General features: G+C 30.1%; 24 protein-coding genes. 5 read left to right on the top strand and 19 right to left on the bottom strand.

Annotated elements, in window-relative coordinates; all coding sequences use genetic code 11:
- Positions 1–17: 17 nt before the first annotated feature.
- Complete coding sequence (nth, locus tag BM549_RS01175) at positions 18–674, bottom strand: endonuclease III (RefSeq protein ID WP_290468575.1); 657 nt, start codon at positions 672–674, stop codon at positions 18–20.
- A 46-nt stretch (positions 675–720) separates the two neighbouring features.
- Here nth and bcp point away from each other — a divergent pair, with 46 nt between their 5' ends.
- Positions 721–1,176, top strand: a complete 456-nt coding sequence (bcp, locus tag BM549_RS01170) for a thioredoxin-dependent thiol peroxidase (RefSeq protein ID WP_013870997.1) — start codon at positions 721–723, stop codon at positions 1,174–1,176.
- Positions 1,177–1,247: 71 nt separating this feature from the next.
- Here the strand turns inward: bcp and BM549_RS01165 are convergent, their stop codons facing one another.
- From BM549_RS01165 to gcvT, 7 genes are all read right to left on the bottom strand, one after another.
- Positions 1,248–1,970 carry a YebC/PmpR family DNA-binding transcriptional regulator gene (locus BM549_RS01165; RefSeq protein WP_290468574.1) on the bottom strand — a complete coding sequence of 241 codons (723 nt, stop codon included), beginning with the start codon at positions 1,968–1,970 and terminating at the stop codon, positions 1,248–1,250.
- A 113-nt stretch (positions 1,971–2,083) separates the two neighbouring features.
- Entirely contained in the window at positions 2,084–3,118 is a 1,035-nt protein-coding gene (locus BM549_RS01160) for a hypothetical protein (RefSeq protein ID WP_290468573.1), read from the bottom strand.
- A 3-nt stretch (positions 3,119–3,121) separates the two neighbouring features.
- Positions 3,122–5,176: a S41 family peptidase gene (locus BM549_RS01155; RefSeq protein WP_290468572.1), complete on the bottom strand. Its 2,055-nt coding sequence runs from the start codon at positions 5,174–5,176 to the stop codon at positions 3,122–3,124.
- Positions 5,177–5,244: 68 nt separating this feature from the next.
- A complete protein-coding gene (locus BM549_RS01150) occupies positions 5,245–5,535 on the bottom strand; it encodes a 4a-hydroxytetrahydrobiopterin dehydratase (RefSeq protein ID WP_290468571.1) in 291 nt (96 codons plus the stop codon).
- Between the two features lie 47 nt (positions 5,536–5,582).
- A complete protein-coding gene (locus tag BM549_RS01145) occupies positions 5,583–6,416 on the bottom strand; it encodes a sugar nucleotide-binding protein (RefSeq protein WP_290468570.1) in 834 nt (277 codons plus the stop codon).
- A gap of 15 nt (positions 6,417–6,431) precedes the next feature.
- Positions 6,432–7,346, bottom strand: coding sequence for a glutaminase (locus tag BM549_RS01140; protein ID WP_290468569.1), 915 nt, complete (start codon positions 7,344–7,346; stop codon positions 6,432–6,434).
- Positions 7,347–7,349: 3 nt separating this feature from the next.
- Positions 7,350–8,423, bottom strand: coding sequence for a glycine cleavage system aminomethyltransferase GcvT (gcvT, locus tag BM549_RS01135; RefSeq protein WP_290468568.1), 1,074 nt, complete (start codon positions 8,421–8,423; stop codon positions 7,350–7,352).
- Between the two features lie 187 nt (positions 8,424–8,610).
- Here gcvT and BM549_RS01130 point away from each other — a divergent pair, with 187 nt between their 5' ends.
- Complete coding sequence (locus BM549_RS01130) at positions 8,611–10,242, top strand: aminopeptidase P N-terminal domain-containing protein (protein ID WP_290468567.1); 1,632 nt, start codon at positions 8,611–8,613, stop codon at positions 10,240–10,242.
- Positions 10,243–10,253: 11 nt separating this feature from the next.
- Here the strand turns inward: BM549_RS01130 and BM549_RS01125 are convergent, their stop codons facing one another.
- Positions 10,254–11,042: a PhzF family phenazine biosynthesis protein gene (locus BM549_RS01125; protein WP_290468566.1), complete on the bottom strand. Its 789-nt coding sequence runs from the start codon at positions 11,040–11,042 to the stop codon at positions 10,254–10,256.
- A gap of 159 nt (positions 11,043–11,201) precedes the next feature.
- Here BM549_RS01125 and BM549_RS01120 point away from each other — a divergent pair, with 159 nt between their 5' ends.
- Entirely contained in the window at positions 11,202–11,834 is a 633-nt protein-coding gene (locus tag BM549_RS01120; RefSeq protein WP_290468565.1) for an SDR family oxidoreductase, read from the top strand.
- A gap of 74 nt (positions 11,835–11,908) precedes the next feature.
- Here BM549_RS01120 and BM549_RS01115 read toward each other — a convergent pair whose 3' ends face one another.
- The 9 genes from BM549_RS01115 to BM549_RS01075 form a co-directional block, all read right to left on the bottom strand.
- Entirely contained in the window at positions 11,909–12,469 is a 561-nt protein-coding gene (locus BM549_RS01115) for a type 1 periplasmic binding fold superfamily protein (RefSeq protein ID WP_290468564.1), read from the bottom strand.
- A gap of 10 nt (positions 12,470–12,479) precedes the next feature.
- Complete coding sequence (locus BM549_RS01110) at positions 12,480–14,882, bottom strand: TonB-dependent receptor (protein WP_290468563.1); 2,403 nt, start codon at positions 14,880–14,882, stop codon at positions 12,480–12,482.
- A gap of 146 nt (positions 14,883–15,028) precedes the next feature.
- The gene (locus BM549_RS01105) at positions 15,029–15,367 is read right to left on the bottom strand and encodes a hypothetical protein (protein WP_013871010.1); all 339 of its coding nucleotides are present in this window, start codon (positions 15,365–15,367) and stop codon (positions 15,029–15,031) included.
- Complete coding sequence (locus BM549_RS01100; protein ID WP_290468562.1) at positions 15,367–15,861, bottom strand: DUF6787 family protein; 495 nt, start codon at positions 15,859–15,861, stop codon at positions 15,367–15,369. Before BM549_RS01100 ends, BM549_RS01105 begins: the two co-directional genes overlap by 1 nt.
- Positions 15,862–15,886: 25 nt before the next feature.
- Entirely contained in the window at positions 15,887–16,324 is a 438-nt protein-coding gene (locus BM549_RS01095; RefSeq protein WP_290468561.1) for a DUF6146 family protein, read from the bottom strand.
- 95 nt (positions 16,325–16,419) lie between these two features.
- Complete coding sequence (locus BM549_RS01090) at positions 16,420–17,058, bottom strand: DUF937 domain-containing protein (RefSeq protein WP_290468560.1); 639 nt, start codon at positions 17,056–17,058, stop codon at positions 16,420–16,422.
- Between the two features lie 112 nt (positions 17,059–17,170).
- On the bottom strand, positions 17,171–18,133 hold the full coding sequence (locus tag BM549_RS01085; protein ID WP_290468559.1) for a D-2-hydroxyacid dehydrogenase: 963 nt from the start codon (positions 18,131–18,133) through the stop codon (positions 17,171–17,173).
- A gap of 72 nt (positions 18,134–18,205) precedes the next feature.
- Positions 18,206–19,267, bottom strand: coding sequence for a 3-phosphoserine/phosphohydroxythreonine transaminase (gene serC / locus BM549_RS01080; protein WP_290468558.1), 1,062 nt, complete (start codon positions 19,265–19,267; stop codon positions 18,206–18,208).
- A gap of 112 nt (positions 19,268–19,379) precedes the next feature.
- The gene (locus tag BM549_RS01075; RefSeq protein WP_290468557.1) at positions 19,380–20,438 is read right to left on the bottom strand and encodes an acyl-CoA reductase; all 1,059 of its coding nucleotides are present in this window, start codon (positions 20,436–20,438) and stop codon (positions 19,380–19,382) included.
- A gap of 73 nt (positions 20,439–20,511) precedes the next feature.
- On the opposite strand from BM549_RS01075, the gene BM549_RS01070 reads away from it, so the two are divergent.
- Positions 20,512–20,865, top strand: coding sequence for a 4Fe-4S dicluster domain-containing protein (locus tag BM549_RS01070; RefSeq protein WP_290468556.1), 354 nt, complete (start codon positions 20,512–20,514; stop codon positions 20,863–20,865).
- A gap of 79 nt (positions 20,866–20,944) precedes the next feature.
- Here BM549_RS01070 and BM549_RS01065 read toward each other — a convergent pair whose 3' ends face one another.
- Positions 20,945–22,060: a carboxypeptidase-like regulatory domain-containing protein gene (locus BM549_RS01065; protein ID WP_290468555.1), complete on the bottom strand. Its 1,116-nt coding sequence runs from the start codon at positions 22,058–22,060 to the stop codon at positions 20,945–20,947.
- A gap of 206 nt (positions 22,061–22,266) precedes the next feature.
- Here BM549_RS01065 and ychF point away from each other — a divergent pair, with 206 nt between their 5' ends.
- Positions 22,267–23,361: a redox-regulated ATPase YchF gene (gene ychF, locus BM549_RS01060; RefSeq protein WP_290468554.1), complete on the top strand. Its 1,095-nt coding sequence runs from the start codon at positions 22,267–22,269 to the stop codon at positions 23,359–23,361.
- Positions 23,362–23,398: the final 37 nt, after the last annotated feature.

Raw genomic sequence — 23,398 nt, 5'->3', positions numbered from 1 at the left:
ATTTATATCTTAATATATTATTTTTTAAGTTTCTTGTATGCTTTTAAAACTGTACTTCTACCAATAGTTTTAGTAATAATATCTTTTTCTAAATCCCAACCACGAGCTGGTGAATATTCTCTACCATACCAAATAATTTGAAGGTGTAAATCGTTCCAGGTTTCTTTAGGGAATAAACGCTTGGCATCTTTTTCGGTTTGAGCTACACTTTTTCCATTAGTTAAATTCCATCTATACATTAATCTGTGTATATGCGTATCTACAGGAAAAGCTGGTACTCCAAAAGCTTGAGACATAACTACACTTGCTGTTTTATGCCCAACGGCTGGTAAGGCTTCTAGAGCTTCAAAACTTTCTGGAACTTCACCATTATGCTTATCTATTAATATGTGAGACAATCCATGAATGCCTTTACTTTTCATTGGCGATAATCCACAAGGTCTTATTATTTCTTTTATTTCTTCAACACTCATTTTTATCATATCGTAAGGATTGTCTGCTTTTGCAAACAATAAAGGCGTAATTTGGTTTACTCTTACATCTGTACATTGCGCAGAAAGTAAAACAGCAACTAGTAAAGTGTATGGATCTTTGTGATCTAACGGAATAGGAATTTCTGGATATAATTCATTTAACGTATTTATAACGAAATCAACCTTTTCTTGTTTAGTCATTAATTGTATTTTTGATAAAAATTATTGAAAACTCAAAATTACAACTATGAATACATTAAAGCAAGGAGATAAAGTACCAGATTTTACAGTTAACGATCAAAGTGGAAATGCTATTTCATTAAGTGATTATAAAGGAAAAAAATTAATAGTATTTTTCTATCCTAAAGCAAGTACACCTGGTTGTACAGCAGAAGCTTGTAATCTTACAGATAATTATAAAGCATTACAAGATGAAGGTTATGAGATTTTAGGTGTTAGTGCAGATTCTCAAAAACGCCAGACTAATTTTAAAGAAAAATATAAATTCCCATTTCCACTTTTAGCAGATGAAGATAAAGAAGTTATTAATGCTTTTGGTGTTTGGGGAGAAAAGAAATTTATGGGTAAAACCTACGATGGTATCCATAGAAAAACCTTTTTAATAGATGAAAATGGAGTAGTGGAGCATGTAATTGATAAAGTGAAAACAAAAGATCATGCGGCACAAATATTAAGTTTATAGGTATAAATCTATAAATCATAAAAAAAGGAACTATTTTAAATAGTTCCTTTTTTTTTGTGCTTTATTTTTTATTAAGCCTCTGTACTTTCTTCCATGGTATGATACACGTTTTGCACATCATCATCTTCTTCAATTTTCTCTAATAGTTTTTCTACATCTGCTTGTTGTTCTGGAGTAATTTTTTTTGTGACTTGCGGTATACGTTCAAAGCCAGAAGATAATATTTCTATTTCACGTTTTTCTAATTCTGCTTGTATGGCTCCAAAACTTTCAAATGGAGCATAAATTAAAATACCGTCATCATCGGCAAAAACTTCTTCTGCACCAAAATCTATAAATTCTAGTTCTAATTCTTCAGGATCTAAGCCTTCTGCATTAATTCTAAAATTACAAGTATGGTCGAACATAAAAACTACAGAACCTGAAGTACCTAAACTACCATCACATTTATTAAAATAGCTACGTACATTTGCTACTGTTCTTGTATTGTTATCTGTAGCTGTTTCTACTAAAATGGCAATACCGTGTGGTGCATAACCTTCAAAAATTACTTCTTTATAATCACCTTGACCTTTTTCACTTGCTTTTTTTATAGCACGCTCAATATTGTCTTTTGGCATATTTACAGACTTCGCATTTTGAATTACTGCACGTAGTCTAGAATTAGAATCTGGATCTGGACCACCTTCTTTTACTGCCATTACAATATCTTTTCCAATACGTGTAAAGGCTTTACTCATAGCAGCCCAACGTTTCATTTTTCGTGCTTTACGAAATTCAAAAGCTCTTCCCATTTAAATATTTATATTTTTATAGTTTTTGTTATTTTAATTTGAAATGCTTTAAAAACAAAAACCTATTAGTAAATTATAGTATTTTGACAAATTTAAAAAAATCTCTTTAAAATTTAGTCTTTTGGTATGTGTCTCTCTAAAAACTTTGACTTTGTAGTTTCAAGTTTTTCTAACACTTTTTGTCGTTCTAAATTTAATTGATTATTTGTTTTATTGTAAGTGGTTCCTGCTTTATTTATTTCTTTAATTTTTTTGTTATAAGCATCTACCTGAGGTTTAGTTCTTTTTTTCTGTGGTGTTTTTTCTAATGTGTTTTTTATTGTTTTAAAATCTTCTTGTAAAATAAAAAAATCTGCTATTACAGGAATTTTATTTTCAGTTTCATCTATAAAAAAATCAAAAACTGCTTTTGTAGCTAAAATTATGCTTTTGTCATTTTTATAAGGTTCTATTGTTTTTAAAATTTCTAAGCCTTCTTTTGCAGTTTGGTTTAATGCATTTGCATTTTGTTGTATACCACTAACGTCGTTTTTATTTATAGCCTCCCATAAATAAACTTCATTTATATAGACTTTAAAAAAGATTAGATATAGTGCATTAGAGTGATTAAATACAGCATTAGATATGGTCATTTTCTTTCCTAAATCATTATCACTTTCAATAATATTGATATTATGTTTTGCTGCATATGCATAGAAATTTGCTTCATATTCTGCTTGAGAGTCTGCCATTTTTTTATCGGCTAATTCTTGAGCTAAAATGTAGGCTTCCATTAAATCGTAAGATTGTTCTGCAACAGCTTTCATGTCAATTATTTTGGCATAATCTTGTTTTAACAAACTCTCATTTAAACGTATGTGTTTTAAAACATTGCTCTTATAATCATCATTATTATAAGCTTTAGCTTTTTCAATTTTACTTATAGCTTTTTCTACAGTTTTGATAAGTGTTTTTCTTTTATTATTAATGTTACGGTCGCTTTTACTGTGTGCAACCGCTTTTGTGTATTTCCAAGTGCTTTTTGTTACAGTTTCAAGTTCTTCTCCTAAGAATTCTAAATATTCTACAGCGGTATTAAATTGTTGCGCATTACTTTGAAAAGAAATAAAAAATAATAAAATTATGCATGATTTTGTTAGTGTTTTCATGTGTTAGTTAGATGTTTGTGTTAGGTAATCTATTAATATATTAAGGGATTCTTTTATAACTATATCCTGAGATATTATTTTTTTTATTTTTTCGTTTTCTACTTTATCTTCTTCATTAAAGTTTATAATTTCCTGAGTAGATGTTGTATTAAATGTTTTAAAAAGAATAGGTGCTTTTGCATCACTATTAAACACATAATCCATTATTTTTTTTCGATTTTCTTTTTCAAGAGCAATACCTCTTAAGGATAATGGGTATTTTTCACCTTTGTTAAATAATAGTTTGTGTAATGTTTTATTAGTTGCTTTTATTTTAGAGAAGTTACTATCTAAAACTAAACGCGCTTTACTTTTTTCTGCAATACTTTTTACCCGTACTAATTTTAAAGGTTTATGCTTAAGTTTTATGATTGTAGAGTCGTTTTTTAGTGCGTAAGGTTTAAAACTTTCGGCAGTTTTAAAATTATCATATAGCGATGGAAACGTTATATGTGGTATAACACCTATGGATTGATGACTTTTACCTGTTGGTCTATAAAAAACATCTGTTGTTATTTTACTAAAACCGTGATTTTTATTGACGCTAAGCGGAAGAATTAATTGTGCGCTAGATTTACCATAGGTTTGAGAACCAACTATAATTGCACGATTATAATCTTGCATTGCAGCTGCAAAAAGCTCTGAAGCTGATGCACTAAATTCATTAACTATTATAAGTAATGGTTTGTTAAAAAATTGGCCTCTTTTATTATCTCTAATTGTAAAATTTTTATTGTCTTTAGATTGTATTATTGAAATTGGGCCACGATCTATAAACATACCAGATAATGCTATAGCTTCTTGCATAGATCCACCACCATTAAAACGTAAATCAAGAATTAATGCACTAATATTTTCTTTTTGAAGTTTATAAAGTTCTTTTGCAATATCACTAGTTAAACCTTGACCGTTAGGCGATTCTCTATCTGTATAAAAACTGGGTATTTTTATATAGCCTATTGTTTTATTTGAATTTAATAAAAAGCCTCTTACAGCATTATCTTCAACATTAATTTTACTTTTTACTAGTGTAATGTTTTGCAGTGTTCCATTTTTCTTTTTTAGAGAGAATGTGACTTTTTGATTGTTTTCGTCTTCTAAAAACATATTTACATCTTGATTAGAAACGCAAAGTATTTCTAGACTGTTTTTGTTTGAAGTTAAGGATTTTATAACATCATTTTCTTCAATTTTACCATTTTTAAATGCAGAACTTCCAGGAATTATATGTGCAACTACAATATCTCCAGTATTATTTTTTTGTGTTATTATACCAAAGGATTGTATACTTTTTGATAGTTGGTTTTCGTAAGTGGTTTTTTCGGTATTATTAAAAAAAGTTGAGTTAGGATCGTTAACTTGAACCATTGCATTTAAAAAGGCTTCTTCTGCAAAGCGCAAAATGCCATTACTTTTATTTAAAAACTCTTCTAATAAACATAATTCGTTATTTATAACTTTAGTTTTGGCTTCTGCTTCTAAAGTATTAAAATTAGCTTCTATGGTATTAATATCTTTTTGCTCCTCAATTAATTTTGAAATTATTTTATAACTAATTCTTTTTTTTAATCTTAATTCTTGGGCACTTTCAGTTTTACTATAGCTAAAGTCTTTACGTGGCGTAAATTGCAGCGTTAAATTTCCAGAATAATCAAGAGGTTCGTTTTTTAATGCTTCAATTTTCTTTTTTAAAGTATGTATTCTTTTTTCTAAAACTAGTGCATAATTATTTAGAAATTGGCAATTTGAATTTGAAATATAATTATCGAATTTTAGTTCTTCTGTTTTAAATTTTAAAATATCACTTTCTAGAAAATAGTCTTTTTCAGGATCTAAAATTTTAATAAATAATTTAAAAATACCTTGAGATGTACTATCATTAAGGCTTTTTGCAGAATAATGTTTTGCATTAATTAGGTTTTGTAGTGCATTTATTTGCTCACAAAAGTGCAAATTGTCTTGCGAAAAACTTAAAAGAGAGCAAAAAAAGAAAAAAAGAAGTGTTAGTTTTTTAATCATTTAAGGGATAACAGTAAAAACCGTAAAGTACAAAAAAAGAGTTATTTATAAAGTTTTAGTCTTTTTTATTACTCTTGTTCGTCTATAATATCTTCAATTGCTTTTGCTAATTCAATATCTTTTAAAGTAACACCATTCTCGTCATGTGTAGATAATGAGATGTTTAATGTATTGTAAACGTTTGCCCAATCTGGATGATGGTTTAATGCTTCGCACTCAAAAGCGATACGAGACATAACACTAAAACAGTCTTTAAAATCTTTAAATTCAAACTCTGTATGGATAGCATTATCTTTAAAATTCCAACCAGGAAGGTTTTGCAGGTGTTTTTCTATTTCTGTTTCTGTAAGCTTAGACATTTTCAATTTTTTTAAATTTATAAGCCTAAGTTAATAATTTAAAAGTATTAAACTTCTAATTCGTTTAAAATTTCGTTGCTATATAGTTGCAAATGTTTTGGTAACTTATTGTGTTTGCTCATTACTGCTAAATAGCGTTCATTATTTGTAGTGTATACGTTTTTTAACGATGGTTTACTGTATCCTAAACTTTGTATAATTTCTTTAAAAAAATCGTCGTGATGTACAAGGTCATTACTTCCTAAATGAAAAATACCATGTTTATTGCGATTAATAATGTAATGTATTTGTTGTGTTACTTTAGTATCTGTAGTAACATTCATTACCAGATTAGGAAATACCTCTATTGGTAAACCTTCTTTTATAAAGGCTTTTATTTCTTTAATTCTTGGTGATTGTGCACCAAAAACCATTGGTAATCTAAGTATGGTTGTATATTCTTTTGGTAGTCTAAGCAGCATGTTTTCAATTTTAATTTTAAAATGGCCGTACATGCTATGGCTTAATGTTTTGTCGTTTTCGTAGCTTGGGAATTTGCTATAGGCATCAAATACATTTGCTGAAGATAGAAACAAAAGTCGTGCATTATTTGCTACTATATATTCTATAATATGCGAATGTGCTAATACTTGTGCTGAAAAATTTCCGCGTAGTGCCGAAATAATTACAGTTGGTTTTAAGGCTTCTAAAATTTCGAAAATATCATCTTCTTCAACATTATATTGAAAGTAATGCTGGTTTTTATCAAAGCTATAATTGTCTGTTCTATAAGTGCCAAATGTTCTAAAATAGGAGCATAGTTCTTTATAAATTGCTTCGCCAATAAAACCACTGGCTCCAATTATTAAAATTCTATGTTTCTTATCTATTTCGTGCTTCATTAATACTATTTACTATTAAAAAATAGAACGTTTTGTTTTTGTAGTGAATTGTTCTAAAGCTTGCATTCCTATTAAAGAATTTCCTTTTTCATTTAATCCTGGTGCCCAAGTAACAATTACAAAATCGTTAGGTAAAAGAGCAACAATACCGCCACCAACACCACTTTTCCCAGGTAAACCAACCTCGAAAGCAAATTCTCCAGCTTCATCATAAAAACCACAGGTAAGCATAATTGCGTTAATACGTTTTACTTGATTTAATGTAAGGTGCTTTGTTTTATTTATACATTCTCCTCTGTGAGTAAATAAATAGAAAGCATTAGCCAGTTGCTTGCAACTCATTTCTATTGCGCATTGGTGAAAGTAAAAGTCTAAAACCTCTTCTACATCATTGTCGAGATTATTGTATGCTTTTAAAAGATTTGCAGCTGCATAGTTATTAAAACCAGTACGCTTCTCAGACGCGGCAACTTTTAAATTAAAATCTATAGTTTGATCGCCTGTAATTTCTCTAACATAATTTAAAAAGTCTTCTTTGGGATTTTTTAAATGTGTTACTAAAATATCTGCAATAACAATAGCACCAGCATTTATAAGTGGGTTTCTAGGTATGCCGTTTTCCTGTTCTAAAAGCGATAAGTGATTAAACGGGTTTCCAGATGGTTCTACATCTACACGTTGCCATAGATTTTTATTTTCGAAAGTAATAGCTTTAGATAGAGCTAATACTTTCGAAATACTTTGTATAGAAAATGGTACATCCCAATCTCCAGCGTGGTAATCTTTACCGCCTAAATGTTTTAAGTATATACCAAAATTAGAAGCACTTTGTTTTTCTAGTTCTGGAATGTAAGAAGCTACAGTACCTTTGTCTTTAGTGGTTTTTAAATCACTATAAATCTCATTTATAACTTCTTGAAAATCTATCATTAACTATTGTTGTTTGTAAAAAGGTAGTTTTACAACTGTTGCAGGCACTGCTTTTTTACGAATTTGAATATTAATTTTACTATTAACGTCTGTAAAAATAATTGGCACATAACCTAAACCAATACCTTGACCTAAGCTTGGAGACATTGTGCCAGATGTTACTTCACCTATTTTTTTACCTTGGTTATCTACAATATCATATCCTTGTCTTGGAATACCACGCTCGTCTAATTTAAAAGCAATAAGTTTACGGTCTACACCTTGGCGTTTTTGCTCTTCTAAAGCATCAGAGTTTGTAAAATCTTTTGTAAATTTTGTAATCCAACCTAAACCAGCTTCTAAAGGTGATGTAGTATCTGTAATATCATTACCGTAAAGGCAATATCCCATTTCTAGACGTAAAGTATCTCTGGCAGCTAAACCAATTGGTTTTGCACCAGCTTGTGTAACTTTATCCCAAATTTGTTTTACTTCATCATTTTTACAGTATATTTCAAAACCGCCACTACCAGTATATCCAGTTGCAGAAATAATTACATTTTCTATACCAGCAAAATCACCAACTATAAAATTGTAAAATTTAATTTCAGCTAAATCATGGCTAGATAAAGGTTGCATTTTTTCTACTGCGTTGGGACCTTGAATTGCTAATAAAGAATAATCTTCACTTAAATCTCGCATATCTGCATTTACATCATTTTTAGATGAAATCCAGTTCCAATCTTTTTCAATATTACTAGCATTAACAACTAGTAAATAGGTTTCTTCTTTTAACTTATATACAATTAAATCGTCTACAATACCACCATCATCATTTGGCATACAAGAATATTGTGCTTTACCAACAGTTAGTTTAGAAGCATCGTTACTACAAACTTTTTGTATTAAAGCAAGCGCATTTGGTCCTTCAATTAAAAATTCTCCCATGTGAGATACATCAAAAACACCACAATCCTTACGTACAGCTTCATGTTCTACATTAACACCATCGTATTGTACAGGCATATTATAACCAGCAAATGGTACCATTTTAGCATTTAAGGCTTCGTGTGTTTTTGTTAAGGCAGTATTTTTCATAGTCTTGTATTTTATTATTCCGCAAGTGCGTATTCTATTTTAGATTGATTTTGAAAAGCAAAAGTATTGAAAAATATCGATTTGACTTTCACTATAAATCGATAAAAAAAGTGTTAATTTCTTTAACGCTTTTAAGTATATATACTTATAAATGATTAATTTTCAACATCGAAAAAACTATATATAAATGAAAACTAAACGTTTACTCTTTTTTATACTTCTTGCAGTTAATATAATTTTCGCTCAAGATGGCAATCCTACAGATTATTTAAAACCAGAATTTCACAAAGGAAGACGAGATGCTTTAAGAGCAAAAATGCCAAAAAACAGTGTCGCTGTATTTTTTGCAAATCCTGTAAGAAATCGAGCTAACGATGTAGACTATATTTACCATCAAGATCCAGATTTTTATTACCTAACGGGTTATAAAGAACCTCATACTGCTTTAATTGTTTTTTCTCAAAACCAAACAGATAGTGATGGAAAACAAGTAAATGAAATTTTATTTGTACAAGAAAAAAATAAACAAGCCGAAATGTGGACAGGCTCTAGATTGGGAGTAGAAGGAGCTAAACAAAAACTTGGATTTAAAAACGTTTTAACAAGTAAAGACTTTTTAGATTTGGATATAGACTATTCTAAATTCGACAAAGTGTTTTTTCATAATTTTAATGATGATTACCGTGATTCTTCAAGAAATAAAGCAGATTTATACAACTTGATAAATACATTTAAAACACAAGTGAATTTTGAAAAAGATAAAGAGTCACCAATGGTGAAGCAAATAAAAACTATTATTAAAGCTACAGAAATAGAAAACAGTGCGAATGTAGCACAAAGAATAGGTGAAGTAATAACGCAATTTCCAGAGGTTAAAGAAGATGAAGAAATAATGCAATATGTAGAAGCCGAAAGTAATAGCATTAGAGATGAAATAAAAAAACAACTTATTAAAATTGATGCTAAGCCAGAAGAAAAAAATTACGATACCAGAAGTTTATCTACATATATGGCAGAGTTGAGAGAAATTAAAACAGCCGAAGAATTAGTATTATTAACCAAAGCGATTCGTATTTCTGCTCAAGGTCAAATTGAAGTTATGAAAGCCATGCATCCAGGCATGTCTGAAACCGAAATACAAGGTGTTCACGAATTTGTGTATAAAAAATATGGTAGTGAGTACGAAGGTTACCCAAGTATTGTTGGCGCAGGAAACAATGGTTGTGTTCTACACTATATAGAGAATACAAAAATGAAAGTTGAAGACGATTTAGTGCTTATGGATTTAGGAGCAGAGTATCACGGTTACACAGCAGATGTTACAAGAACAATTCCTGCCAATGGAACTTTTAGTAAAGAGCAACGCGCTATTTATGATATTGTCTTAGAAGCACAAAATGCAGGGATAGAAAAATGTCAAGTAGGAGAAGTGTTTTGGGCTAGTAATCAAGCTGCACAACAAGTAATTAATAAAGGTTTAGCTAGGTTAGGTATTATAGAAAATGAAAATGTAAAGCATAATTATTTACCTCACGGTACATCACACCATATAGGTTTAGATGTTCATGATCCAGGCACTTATGGACCTTTAGCAGCAAATCAAGTAATAACGGTAGAACCAGGTATTTATATACCAGAAGGAAGTGATTGCGACCCAAAATGGTGGCGTATTGCAGTTAGAATTGAAGATGATATTTTAATTACCGAAAAAGGACCCGTTAACCTTTCGGCTGAAGCACCAAGAAAGGCAGATGAAATAGAAAAACTAATGAAAAAGAAAAGTGCTTTAGACGATTTTAAACTACCTAAATTAGATTAAAAATAAAGTTATTATTCTGTCCATAAATAGCCACAGGAATAGGTTTTAGCATTACCAGAAATTATAACGCGGTTTTCTTTATTTATACATGATAAGTGTCCGCCGCGTTTAGAGAGCTGTATTGCTTCTAAACTATTTTTTTGTAAATATTTAGCCCAAAATGGTACTAAAGAGCAATGCGCAGAACCTGTAACAGGATCTTCTAAAATAGAAGCTTGTGGTGTAAAAAAGCGTGAAACAAAATCGCAAGTATTTCCTTTTGCAGTAACAATAACACCACCAGGATCTAAATTAATTTTATCGAAAACAGCGCGATTTACTTTAATATTTTCAATAGCTTTTTGTGAGTCGTATACTAAAACATAATCTCTTGATTTATATATAGCTTTAGGTTGAATGTTTATAGCATCTTTTATTATACTTGGTAAAGTTGCTTTAACAGGCATTCTAGATGGTAAATTTAAAGCGTAAGTATCATTATTTATTAATACCGTTAATTCTCCACTTAAAGTTTTAAATGTAATTTTATTTTCAGGATATTTTAAAATAGTTTTTATGCAATGTGCAGTAGCAAGTGTTGCATGACCACACAAATCCATTTCAATTTCAGGTGTAAACCAACGCAAATGAAATATGTTATCTGTTTTTACAAAAAAAGCAGTTTCTGCAACAGCATTTTCTTTAGTGATATTAAACAATGTTTTATCTGGTAACCAATAATCTAAAGGTACTACACAAGCAGGATTACCTCCAAAAATGGTATTAGTAAAAGCATCTATTTGGTAAAGTTCTAATTTCATACACTTTAAATATATAAAATATTGCTTTATAGATATATTTAAGTGCATTCTTAAAATTACTATAATTATATATTAAAAGCGCGTTAAACCTGTATTAAAATGGAGTTAAACACTTTAAAATATTACTGTTACAGGTTTTATTATAATTACTTTTAGAATATGGAAAATATATTAGTAGCAGGTGCAAACGGCACCACAGGAAAACAAATAGTAAATCTTTTAAACGAATCGCAATACTTTAATCCTATTGCAATGGTTAGAAAAGAAGAGCAACAAGAACAATTTAAAGCTAAAAATATTGACACCGTTTTAGCCGATTTAGAAAAGAATGTAGACCATGCTTTTAATAATGTAGATAAAGTAATATTTGCAGCAGGATCTGGAGGTAAAAAAGTTAAAGAAGTTGATGAAAATGGTGCTAAAAAAATGATTGATGCTTCAAAAAACACAAACGTAAGAAAGTTTGTTATGTTAAGTTCTATGGGTGCAGATAATCCAGAACAAGCAGAAGATCTTCAAGAGTATTTAAAAGCAAAACATAATGCAGACGTTTATTTAAAAAATAGTGGTTTAGATTATACTATTGTTAGACCAGGAACTTTAACAAACGATAAAGCAACAGATAAGATTGAGCTTCAAGAAAAATTAAATAAAAGCGGTGAAATTAGTAGGGCAGATGTGGCACAAACTTTAGTGAGAACTCTAAAAGATGATATTTCAAGCCATGCAACTTTTGAAATTATAAAAGGCGATACACTTATTGGTAAAGCATTAGAGCCAGTTGCTGTATAATTAGCTTCAATAAATAGATAAAAAAAAGAGAAGTCATTGACTTCTCTTTTTTTTATCTATTAATACTATAAATATTACTCTACTGTAACATCAAAAGTAACTTCAATATCTGTTTCTCCACCAGCGTCACTAGCTCCTGTGTTAGGTTTTGTTGGTTCGTGACGTAATGTAAATGTTAAGGTTCCAGCACTAGCAGTTAAAGCTTCTAAATCAAACGTTGTACCTAAAGGGTTGCCATCTGTATCAAAACTTGTATACGTTGTACTTATGTCAAGGTTTCCGCCAACAGTATAGAAAAATTGGTGTTCAACGCTTTCTTCTTCAACTTCTTCTGTAATAACTTCTGCAGGATCTTCAGTTTCGTTTAATAATTCAATTGTACCATTATAAGTTGTTCCTGCAGTTAAATTTCCAGAAACAGTTACCGTTGGTAAATTTGGTCCATCACCATCTAAATCTTGGCTAGAATACTCAACTACAGTTCCTCCACCAACAGGTGTTAATGTTACATTAATTGTTGTAATTAATTCTTCTTCGTTAACAGGAACTATTGCTATAGCATCATCATCATCTGAACATGAAACAGTTAATAAAGAAGTAAATAAGATTGCTGCTAAAATTTGTATTTTTTTCATTTGTTTTGTGTTAATAGTTAATTTTAAGATTTATTAAAAAATTTCTACCTAAATCGTCTGCATAATAACGTAAGCGATTTAAGTAATTTCGGTAGGATTTATTAAAAATATTAGAAACATCAAAACCTACCGTTATTGCTGTTCCTTTGTTAATTTTAAAATCTATACTAGAACTAAAATTTAATAAATGGTAAGCATCTGGTGGTGTACTTACATCTACAGTTTCCATTGTTCCGGTTTCGGGAACAAAGACTTCAAAATTATTATTAGGGTATTCGTTTTGTTCAAAAACATAATCACTTTGTAATTTTAATCTCAGATTATTAAGTTTTGAATTTTTGTAAATAACCTCATTTTTAATATTTACTGGAGGAATATTTATTAAAGCTTCATCTCTTGTTTTATCGTAACCTTTTACTAAAGAAAACTGGTGATTATATTGAAAATTATTTGCAAAATTATAAGCGGCATCAATATCTAAACCTATAAGTTGCGCATTTGTTTGCCTATATTCCCAAACTTGAAAATTACCTCTAATGGTTTGAGAAACTCCAGTTGGCTCTATAACAATAAAATCGTTTATAAAATTAATATAAGGATTTATAGAAAAGTTAAAAACATTACTTTCTCGTTGTAGCGTTAATGAAATTTTGTTTGCTGTTTCAGATTTAAATTGCAAATCTCCATATTCTATTCTTGAAGCAGAGTGGTGCAGTCCTTCGCTAAAAAGCTCTGAAGGATTTGGTGCTCGTGAAGCTAAAGAGTAGTTAAACAATAACTTATATGTATTGTTAAATTTATATGTAAAACCTGCTGTTGCAGATGGATTGTAAAAATTTAATTTTGGATTCGCTAAAACTTGGTCTCCAAAATCTCCTTCAATAACAATATCTTGAAAAATTGTATCGTAATTTCTGCTTTCCCAAAACGATGTTCTATAAAACTTTAAAGCGTCTACATGCGTATAATCAAACCTGGCTCCAAGTTCTAGTAAAACCTTGTTATTAATTTCACTATTATAAACTGCATAAGCGCCTAAATCGTACTTATCGTAGTCTGGTATTAACCTACGAACACCAGTATTTGGATCTGCAAAATTGTTTTGATACTTAGCCATCACACCTGTTTTTAAGTTAGATTTATTAGATAATTTTGAGTCTAAATCAAAAAGTAAAGTGTGTGTTTGTAAATTTAAATCTAAAGATGGTTTGTCTTTATCATCGCCACGTCTAATATCAAATTCTAACCTTTTATTTTGTTGATAATCATATTGAAAACTTAATCTACCAAGGTTTTCTAATTTTTTAAAACCTTTTAAAGTTGCTAAATGATGTTCAACATCCTGTTTTGGTGCGTCTATATCGTAAGAAAAATCACTTACAAATAAAGGTTGAGGATTGTTAATTGCTCTAACTTGATCTTGTGCGCCACCTAAGTGCGATGCTCTTAATATTCCAATTTCACTTTTATATAACGAGTAATAAGCCTCGATACCGTAATTAAATTTATTTAAGCCACCACTTAAAGAAAAATTACGCTCAAAAACACCTGTATTACTTAAATTGTAATTTGGAGCTTCAAAATCACCAAACCTTTTTAAAGTACCTTGAGCTTTTGCAAACCAACCACTTTGAAAGCTTTTGGTAAGTTGTGAGGTTATTGTTCCTCCACGTCCATTTGATGCTCCTGTAATAATGGTTTTACCATATAAAGTATCTTTTACCGGTGCTTTTGCAGTTTCGGTTATAATAATACCACCAATAGCATTACCGCTATATTGTAATGCGCTTGCACCTTTAATTACTGTAATATTATCTACAGCATTAATATCAACATTTGGAGCATGTTCTGCTCCCCAATCTTGATCTTCCATTCTAACGCCATTATTCATCATAACAACACGGCTACTGTGTAAACCATTAATTAATGGTTTTACAATTGCATTTCCTGTATTTAAAGATGAAACACCAGAGACACCATTTAAAGCATCTCCTAAAGAAAAACTACTATAACGTTCTAATTCATCTTTTGAAATTTTACTTTCTAAAGTTGTATTTGTCTTGTTATTATAATGATTTCCTTTTATTATAATTTCATTTAACTCTTCTAGATGATGCTCTAGCCAAAACACTTTATTTAAATCTTTAGAGATATCAATATAGTGAGTTTGTGTTATGCAAAATGGATGAGATATTTGAATTGTATATTTGCTATCACATAAATTAGTAATAGAAAAAGTACCATCTGCATTAGCTAAAACAGTTTGGTTTGTTTCAATTATTTCAACCTTAGCATCAACCAAAGCTGTGTTGTCGTGACTGTCTATAATTTTTCCAGAGAATGTATTATTGCAGTTTTGTGAAATACCTGCAAAACATCCTATAAAAAATAATATTAGCGTTAAAAAGCGCATATGTTTTATGTGTAATTGAATTTTATTAATTATTAGTTTAGAAATAATTAATAAAGAATAAATATATAATCATGATATAACAGCGTTAAATTGCTGTAAATCATGTTATAAATTGTGTTTTAAATATGTTGAGAGAGAATTTCTCTTTATGAGAAAATATAGTGTGGTGGACCACGTTGTTTTATGTCAAAATAATTTTGACTGACTATGGACTTGTAAAAAGAATAAATACGTTTATTCTTATATTCTTGCTTAAGTATAGTTATTTTGTTAAAAACTAAAGCGTAAGCATTATTTAATTTAAATTTATAAAATTCACATTCAAAATCTGTAGCATGAATGTGAGTTGTAGATTTATCAACACAAACAACGTGTTCGTGAGATTCAAATACATGAAATGCTTTTACAACCGTAGGTAATGCAACAGCTAACACTAATAAAAGTGAAGCACATTTAATAATTATATGATTTTTAATTTTTTGCATTAATCTAAAAAGCGTCCTAAACCAAAACGGCGTAACATTTTTTTCTCAAACTCCCAGAAAAATTTGCCTTGACCTAAAAGCCAACCAATAGTTACTAGTAATATTTGATAGAAAATAAGCCCAATGATAATATATAAAACCCAGTATACAAATATATTTAAGTTTTCTTTAGTAATTCCTATAAATTTAATTATTGGTTTACCTACTAATACAGAGGAAGAACCAGTGATAGCAAATACAATAAATATTCTTATAATTTCCCAACGTTGTTTAACAATCCATTTATTTTCTAATTTCTTAAAAAGTAACAATGTAATTTTTAATAGAAAAAATGTAATTAACAAAGCAAATGCAATTTGAGCTGCTATATGATATTCTTTTCTAAATAACCCTGTTAATCTATATGCCGAATAAAAAAGTCCTAAAAGACCTAAAGCAGGAAAGAGTAATTGCCAATTCTCTGTTATTTCCCAACGCTTTTTAAATGCTTTCATGTATTAAATTTGGCAGCAAAGGTAATTAATTTGTGGGAACAACACCTCCTAAAAGGTTTTGGTTATATTGATTTTGAAAAAAAATGAAATAATTATAAAGTTTGTAGTTAACATCGTAACCGTAATCTATATTTGGTTGATAATCTATTTGCATTTCGTACAAATTAGGATTATAACGTTGTGGTCTTAATACCCTAGTATTCCATTCTACCACATAGCGTTGGTTTTTATTTTCTAAATAGTTTTGCGTATAGTAATTTTTTGGTTGCGCTCTAGTAGCTAACCAAGTACTAAAACCAGGTTCTATAATAATAATATCGTATTCAAGTTTATCGCTAGATATTGTTAAAGTATCTCCAACTTGAGCTTCTGCTTTTTGTATTGTATTAGAATTAGTAGTATCTGTAGTTTTACAGCTTATTATTAAAATAACAATAATTACAATGAGACTTATATTTTTCATGATTTTATTTTAAAAATACAAAATATATAGGAGTTGTATAAATAAAAAAGAGCCAAACAAAAGTTTGGCTCTTTTTTTATATTAAGTTTAAAGATTTATTTTCCACCAAAAAGGCCTCCAATTAATCCACCAAGACCACCTTTTTTCTTAGCGCTTCCAAGTACCATACCAGCAACATCATCTACAATACTACCATCACCATCTGAATCTAAAATTGATTCTAAAAAGCTTTGTTCTTTAGCTGCAGAACTTCCACCTAATAAACCACCTAATAAATCTCCAATACCGTTAGACGAGCTTACATTTTGTTGTTGCGCTTGTTTACCTAAAACACCCATTAAAATAGGAGCGGCTACTTTTAAAATATTACTAACAGATCCAGCATCAAGACCAGATTTTTCTCCTAATATTTTTTCAACACCTTGTTTTTTAGCACCTAGTACGTGACCTAGAATTTTATCTCCATCTTGCTTAACCTCTTCATCAACACCGCCACCAAATAATCCTCCAAGATTATCTAATATACTACCATCGTGCTTTCCTTGAATAGCTCCCATTAAACCTTCGGCTCCTTGAGGAGTTGCGGCGTTGCGTTGCATCGCTTTCATTAAAACAGGAAGTGCCATTGTTAATACACTACTTGTTTTGTTTGTATCGTTTCCTGTTGATCCAGCAACACCACTAATAATAGTTTTTCCTAAATCACTTTGTAATAAATCTAAAATTCCAGACATTCTAATAATTGTTTTAAGTTATAATTGTTTTGAAAAGGTACATAAAAAAAGCCTCAACGTTAAAATTGAGACTTTCATTTTATTTGAAATTTTATTTTTCACCGATTAAGTGTTAGTTTTTATCGACAAGCAACAGGTTTTTTATTTGTGATGCTAACTCTAAACCAATACGGTCTTGAGCTTCGTTAGTAGCTGCACCAATGTGTGGTGTTAATGAAACTTTAGGATTCATTAGTACTTGAACAGCTGGTTTTGGTTCGTCTTGAAAAGTATCTAATCCTGCAAAAGAAAGCTTACCGCTATCTAAAGCTTTTATTAATTCTACTTCGTTAACAACACCTCCACGAGCAGCATTTATTAATGCCGCACCATCTTTCATCATTTCAATTTCTTTAGCACCAATAACATAGTCTTTTTGTGCAGGTACGTGAAGTGTAATAAAATCTGACTGCTTTAAAACGTCTTCCATTGGTTGCGTTTCAATAGTAATATCTATAGATTGCCCATTAAAAAATTCAACTTTAATATCTGCTTTATCCAAAAATTTATCGCTTGCTATAACTTTCATTCCAACGCCTAAAGCGATATTTGCAACTTCTTGGCCAATACGTCCAAAACCTATTATACCCAAGGTTTTTCCTTTTAACTCAACTCCTTTAGCGTAATTTTTCTTTAGTTTTTTAAACTGAGTATCACCATCTAAAGGCATATTACGGTTTGCATCAAATAAATAACGAACACCTGTAAAAAGGTGAGCGAATACTAACTCTGCTACAGAGTGAGATGAGGCTGCTGGAGTATTTATTACATGTAAACCTTTGCCACGAGCATAATCTACATCTATATTATCCATACCAACGCCGCCACGACCAATAATTTTTAAACTTGGACAAGCATCTATTAAATCTTGTCTTACAGTTGTTGCGCTTCGTACTAAAAGTACAGTAATATTATTTTCGTTTATATAATTTATTAATTGTTCTTGAGCTACTGTTGTTGTAGAAACCTCAAAACCAGCTTCTTCTAAAGCGTTAATTCCACTTTGAGAAACACCATCGTTTGCTAATACTTTCATTTAAAAAAGGTCTTTATAAATTCCGTTATAACGGAAATAATTTTTATTTAATTTTTAATTACTATAAAATTATTAAGCTTTGCTTTCAAGCTCGCTCATAACTTCAACTAAAACTTTTACACTATCTAGAGATAATGCATTGTACATAGATGCTCTATATCCACCAACACTACGGTGACCATTAATACCATTAATTCCAGCTTCTTGTACCATGGCATCAAAAGTTTCTTTTAAATTTTCGTTTTCTAATGTAAAGGTTGCGTTCATTTTAGAACGGTCTTCTTTTGCTGCATAACCTTTAAATAGCGGATTTAAGTCTATTTCAGAATACATTAACGTTGCTTTCTTTTCATTTTCTTCTTCTATGGCTTTAATACCGCCTAAGTTTTTAAGCCACTCCATGGTTAGCATTGATGTGTACACTGCAAAAACTGGAGGAGTATTAAACATACTTCCTTTTTCTATATGTACTTTATAATCCATCATAGATGGTATTTTACGAGAAACTTTTCCTAAAATATCTTCTTTTACAACAACAAGAGTTGTTCCTGCTGGTCCCATATTTTTTTGTGCACCAGCATAGATTAAATCAAATTGAGAAAAATCTAAAGTTCTTGAAAAGATATCGCTACTCATATCGCAAACCATAGGAATATCTATTTTTGGAAAACTTTTCATTTGAGTACCAAAAATGGTATTGTTTGATGTACAGTGAAAATAATCGTAATCTGAAGGGACATCGAAACCTTTAGGAATATAATTATAATTTGCATTTTTTGAAGATGCTACCTCGTAAATATCATCGTAAATCTTGGCTTCTTTAATGGCTTTTGCACTCCAAGTCCCTGTATTTAAATAACCAGCACGTTTTTCTAATAAATTTAGCGCAACCATTAAAAATTGTGTACTAGCTCCGCCTTGTAAAAATAGAGCTTTGTAGCCTTTGCCTTCAAGACCTAAAAGCTCTAAAGCAAGTGCTCTGGCTTTTTCCATTACATCTACAAATGGCTTACTTCTATGGGATATTTCTATAAGTGATAATCCGTTATCAAAATCTAGTAAAGCTTCAGATGCTTTTAAAATTACTTCTTTTGGTAATACGCAAGGTCCTGCGCTAAAATTATGTCTTTTCATTGAAAAATTAATTTTTCATTTCCGATAAAGCGGAAATATTATGTTTGTAATAACAGTTACAAAGGTGCTAAATTATGTGCGCAATTTTGTTATAAATTTGATAATTTATCTGCTATAATTTTAACAAAAAAGCAATTGTGTCTTCATTATCTGCATAATCCCAAAGTTCTGGTTTTTGGGTGTTTCCAAATTTAATTTCTTCTTCTGTAAAATTATTAGCTACTATACATTGTATATTATCTGCTTCATTTTTTAATTTTGATTGAAGCGATTCTTTTGCGTCATAATACTCATAAAATACTGTGGCAATAGGTGAGGCAAAGCTTTTATCTTCTTTAATCATTAAAAAACCGTTTTCAAGCATATCAAACTCGCTCATTAAATATACGGCTTTATTGTAATCGTAATTATTTGCGTATTTTGCTTCGTTTATTATGGGATGCCATTTGTATATAGCTTCAAAAAAAGCATTAAAGTTATAGTTTTTTGGTACAAATAATTTTGAAACATTTCTACAGCCTAATCCATAGTATCTAAAAATATCTTCAGACAGTTGTTCTAATTCTACTTTAGTTTCATTACCAGTAAGAACTGCAACCGAATTTCTATTTTTTCTAATTATAGATGGCTTATCTTTAAAATAATACTCAAAATAACGTGCCGTATTATTGCTTCCTGTAGCAATTACTGCATCAAAGTTTTCAAGCTTTTCTTCAGTAAAATTAATTTTTTCTTTAAATTCTGGTTCTACATGTTCTAAATATTTTGCTAGAAATGGTAGCAAATGCTTATCGTTAGACGATTGCTTAACAAGTACAGCATGTCCTGAAATTAAAACAGATAAAAAATCATGAAAACCTACTAAAGGTATATTTCCAGCCATGATAATGGCTACTTTTTTTTGGTTAGTTGCTTCAAAATCATACGCTAATGTCCATTTGTTTAATTTACTATCTGTAAGTGAATTACACCAACCATTTATAGCGTATACAATATTTGTTTTTGTAAACCAACCGTTATGTTCTTGTGCTAGTTTAATTTGATGTTTAAAACCTTCAAAAAACAATTCGTTGTGAGGTATATTGTTTTTTTGCTCAAAATTTTCTGTTGAAAATTGTTTTAAAAAGGCTCCTAGTTTTGAGAAAGCGTTAATTCTTTGTTGTAATTCCATTTGGTATTTGCGTAAGACTTGTTTAGTCGTTATTTTTGCGCTGCAAAGTTAAGCAAACAAAAACGAATCTACTATGGCAATTATTATAACAGACGAATGTATAAACTGTGGTGCTTGTGAGCCAGAATGCCCAAATACCGCAATTTATGAAGGAGCAGACGATTGGCGTTATAAAGATGGTACAAGTTTAGAAGGTAGTTTAGTATTACCAGATGGAAAATCTGTAGATGCAGATGAAGCTCAAGAACCTTTAAGCGATGAGATTTACTATATAGTTCCAGACAAATGTACAGAGTGTAAAGGTTTTCACGAAGAACCACAATGTGCGGCAGTTTGTCCTGTGGATTGTTGTGTTCCAGATGACGATAATGTTGAAACTGATGCTGTTTTATTAGCAAAACAAAAATTTATGCATCCAGATGGATAAACAATAAGTACTATTTTTATTACAAATTAAAAAAGCCGATTGTTATTTAACAACCGGCTTTTTTCTTTTTCATTGCAATTTATTCTCTATCTGTCATTTCGAAAACTAAAAACTCCATAATTCTATCTGTAGTTGTAAAATCGAAATCATCATTTTCTGTATGAAAAGAAGAATAAAACACGGCGCCTTGACCTAAAATAAAAGTGAAAGCTAAGTCTTTATTTTCTGTAATTACTGTGTTGCTTCCATCACTGTAATCTACACTACCATTTAACCATGAAATAGTAGTTGCGGGATCATAAGAGTCAACAACTTGCCAAGAGGTTAAAAATTCGTCTATAACTACAGTATCGTCTATAGAGATTCCAAAATTTAGTAATAACCAAGCACTTAAATTTCCATCTAAAATTGTAGCATTTGTACTTAAAGATTGTCCGCTTCTACGCGGTGTATAAAATGATAAATAATTAGTATCATTATTAGTAATTGTATTTAATAAGCTCGACGACCAGTCTGTTACATACAAAAAACCACCATTGTTTACATAATCCATAAGGTTTTGTTCGTAAGTTAGGTTTTCTATATGCGAACTACAGTTTATAAATAAAATATCGTAAGATGCTAATAGGGTAGGATTAGACATTAAGTCTGAAAATGAAAAATCTACATTTGGTTCTAAAACAGGATTTCTATTTTGCATATCGTTTTTTGTACTAAAATGATTATGAATTAAGTTAGTATTTTTCCCTGTAGATGTGCCATTAATAATATCAAACAAAGGTTCTCCAGTAATTGGGTTTACCAAGCCAATACCGTAGAGAACACTTTCAATATTATCAAAACTTCCTGTTACAACTCCAATATTTGGTAGTGTTTCAACTTTGTAGTTCTCTAGAGAAGTGTTTTCTTCAACATTTATTTGTTTTTCAGTAGAAAATAAACCTTTTGTAAATTTTAAATCATAACTTCCTTTTTCTAAAGAGAGGTTAAAAACTCCTTCAGCATTAGTGGTTGTTTGGTAAAAAACTTCACCATTAATACTTGCTTGAACTTTAGCATTCACAATTGGATCTAAATCATTTGGAGCTAAAAACTTGCCAGTAATGATAAAGCTTTCAATTGTAGACTCTGGCTTTTCATCTTTACTACATGAAAAGATTAGTAAAAGACATAAAAATGCAAATAGATTTTTCATAAAGGTTGGTTTTAAATTGTTGATAATAAATTGCTTAGTGAGGCTTTATATATAATTATAACAATTTACTTGTAAAAAGTCCTACTATTAAAAATTATTATGTTGCCTAATAACTGAAGATTTAAAGAATTAACTACATTTGCAAACACTTAAAAAAATTAAAACAATAAGATTTCCATTCACAAGGAGATGTAAATATTTTTTCAATGAAAGCAGGAATTGTAGGCTTACCAAACGTAGGAAAATCCACATTATTTAATTGTTTATCTAATGCAAAAGCACAAAGTGCAAACTTTCCTTTTTGTACTATAGAACCAAATATTGGCGTAGTAAACGTGCCAGACCCAAGACTTCAAAAATTAGAAGAATTAGTTAATCCGGAACGTGTTATGCCAGCAACTGTTGAGATTGTTGATATTGCAGGTTTAGTAAAAGGAGCAAGTAAAGGAGAAGGTTTAGGTAATCAGTTTTTAGCAAATATTCGTGAAACTGATGCTATTTTACATGTGTTACGTTGTTTTAATAATGATAATATTGTGCATGTTGATGGTAGTGTAGATCCAATTCGTGATAAGGAAACTATTGATATCGAATTACAGTTAAAAGACTTAGATACAGTAGAAAAAAAGCTTGATAAAGTAAAACGTGCTGCAAAAACAGGAAATAAAGAAGCACAAAAAGAAGAAGCTGTACTTTTAAAACTTAAAGCAGGTTTAGAAGCAGGAAAATCTGTTAGAGCAATAGAGTTTACAGAAGATGAAGACAAAGAATTTGTAAAGCCAGCACAGTTAATTACAGATAAACCAGTAATGTATGTTTGTAATGTAGATGAAAATGCTGCAGTTAATGGAAATGATTATGTAGACCAAGTAAGAGAAGCTGTAAAAGATGAAAATGCAGAAGTTTTAGTACTTGCAGTTGGAACTGAAGCAGATATTACAGAATTAGACGACTACGAAGAACGCCAAATGTTTTTAGCAGATATAGGTTTAGATGAGCCAGGCTCTGCTAAATTAATTCGTTCTGCATATAAATTATTAAACCAGCAAACCTATTTTACAGCAGGTGTAAAAGAAGTAAGAGCTTGGACTATAAATATTGGAGCAACTGCACCGCAAGCTGCAGGTGTTATACATACCGATTTTGAAAAAGGTTTTATTAGAGCCGAAGTAATTGGTTATGATGATTATGTAACCTTTGGTAGCGAAGCAAAAGTAAAAGAAGCAGGTAAAATGAGAGTAGAAGGTAAATCATACGTTGTTAAAGATGGAGATGTTATGCATTTCCTATTCAATGTATAGTGAATTTTAACCATAAATAATTAAAAGCCAATGTTCT

Origin of the sequence: Lacinutrix sp. MedPE-SW, assembly GCF_001874145.1 — a bacterium.
Classification (GTDB): domain Bacteria; phylum Bacteroidota; class Bacteroidia; order Flavobacteriales; family Flavobacteriaceae; genus Lacinutrix.
Note: the sequence above shows the minus strand (reverse complement) of the source record. Positions and strands in the feature narration are given on the sequence as shown.

Coding starts and splice junctions, on each gene's coding strand:
- nth (WP_290468575.1), bottom strand. CDS start 674: ATGACTAAACAAGAAAAGGTTGATTTCGTTATAAATACGTTAAATGAA.
- bcp (WP_013870997.1), top strand. CDS start 721: ATGAATACATTAAAGCAAGGAGATAAAGTACCAGATTTTACAGTTAAC.
- BM549_RS01165 (WP_290468574.1), bottom strand. CDS start 1,970: ATGGGAAGAGCTTTTGAATTTCGTAAAGCACGAAAAATGAAACGTTGG.
- BM549_RS01160 (WP_290468573.1), bottom strand. CDS start 3,118: ATGAAAACACTAACAAAATCATGCATAATTTTATTATTTTTTATTTCT.
- BM549_RS01155 (WP_290468572.1), bottom strand. CDS start 5,176: ATGATTAAAAAACTAACACTTCTTTTTTTCTTTTTTTGCTCTCTTTTA.
- BM549_RS01150 (WP_290468571.1), bottom strand. CDS start 5,535: ATGTCTAAGCTTACAGAAACAGAAATAGAAAAACACCTGCAAAACCTT.
- BM549_RS01145 (WP_290468570.1), bottom strand. CDS start 6,416: ATGAAGCACGAAATAGATAAGAAACATAGAATTTTAATAATTGGAGCC.
- BM549_RS01140 (WP_290468569.1), bottom strand. CDS start 7,346: ATGATAGATTTTCAAGAAGTTATAAATGAGATTTATAGTGATTTAAAA.
- gcvT (WP_290468568.1), bottom strand. CDS start 8,423: ATGAAAAATACTGCCTTAACAAAAACACACGAAGCCTTAAATGCTAAA.
- BM549_RS01130 (WP_290468567.1), top strand. CDS start 8,611: ATGAAAACTAAACGTTTACTCTTTTTTATACTTCTTGCAGTTAATATA.
- BM549_RS01125 (WP_290468566.1), bottom strand. CDS start 11,042: ATGAAATTAGAACTTTACCAAATAGATGCTTTTACTAATACCATTTTT.
- BM549_RS01120 (WP_290468565.1), top strand. CDS start 11,202: ATGGAAAATATATTAGTAGCAGGTGCAAACGGCACCACAGGAAAACAA.
- BM549_RS01115 (WP_290468564.1), bottom strand. CDS start 12,469: ATGAAAAAAATACAAATTTTAGCAGCAATCTTATTTACTTCTTTATTA.
- BM549_RS01110 (WP_290468563.1), bottom strand. CDS start 14,882: ATGCGCTTTTTAACGCTAATATTATTTTTTATAGGATGTTTTGCAGGT.
- BM549_RS01105 (WP_013871010.1), bottom strand. CDS start 15,367: ATGCAAAAAATTAAAAATCATATAATTATTAAATGTGCTTCACTTTTA.
- BM549_RS01100 (WP_290468562.1), bottom strand. CDS start 15,861: ATGAAAGCATTTAAAAAGCGTTGGGAAATAACAGAGAATTGGCAATTA.
- BM549_RS01095 (WP_290468561.1), bottom strand. CDS start 16,324: ATGAAAAATATAAGTCTCATTGTAATTATTGTTATTTTAATAATAAGC.
- BM549_RS01090 (WP_290468560.1), bottom strand. CDS start 17,058: ATGTCTGGAATTTTAGATTTATTACAAAGTGATTTAGGAAAAACTATT.
- BM549_RS01085 (WP_290468559.1), bottom strand. CDS start 18,133: ATGAAAGTATTAGCAAACGATGGTGTTTCTCAAAGTGGAATTAACGCT.
- serC (WP_290468558.1), bottom strand. CDS start 19,267: ATGAAAAGACATAATTTTAGCGCAGGACCTTGCGTATTACCAAAAGAA.
- BM549_RS01075 (WP_290468557.1), bottom strand. CDS start 20,438: ATGGAATTACAACAAAGAATTAACGCTTTCTCAAAACTAGGAGCCTTT.
- BM549_RS01070 (WP_290468556.1), top strand. CDS start 20,512: ATGGCAATTATTATAACAGACGAATGTATAAACTGTGGTGCTTGTGAG.
- BM549_RS01065 (WP_290468555.1), bottom strand. CDS start 22,060: ATGAAAAATCTATTTGCATTTTTATGTCTTTTACTAATCTTTTCATGT.
- ychF (WP_290468554.1), top strand. CDS start 22,267: ATGAAAGCAGGAATTGTAGGCTTACCAAACGTAGGAAAATCCACATTA.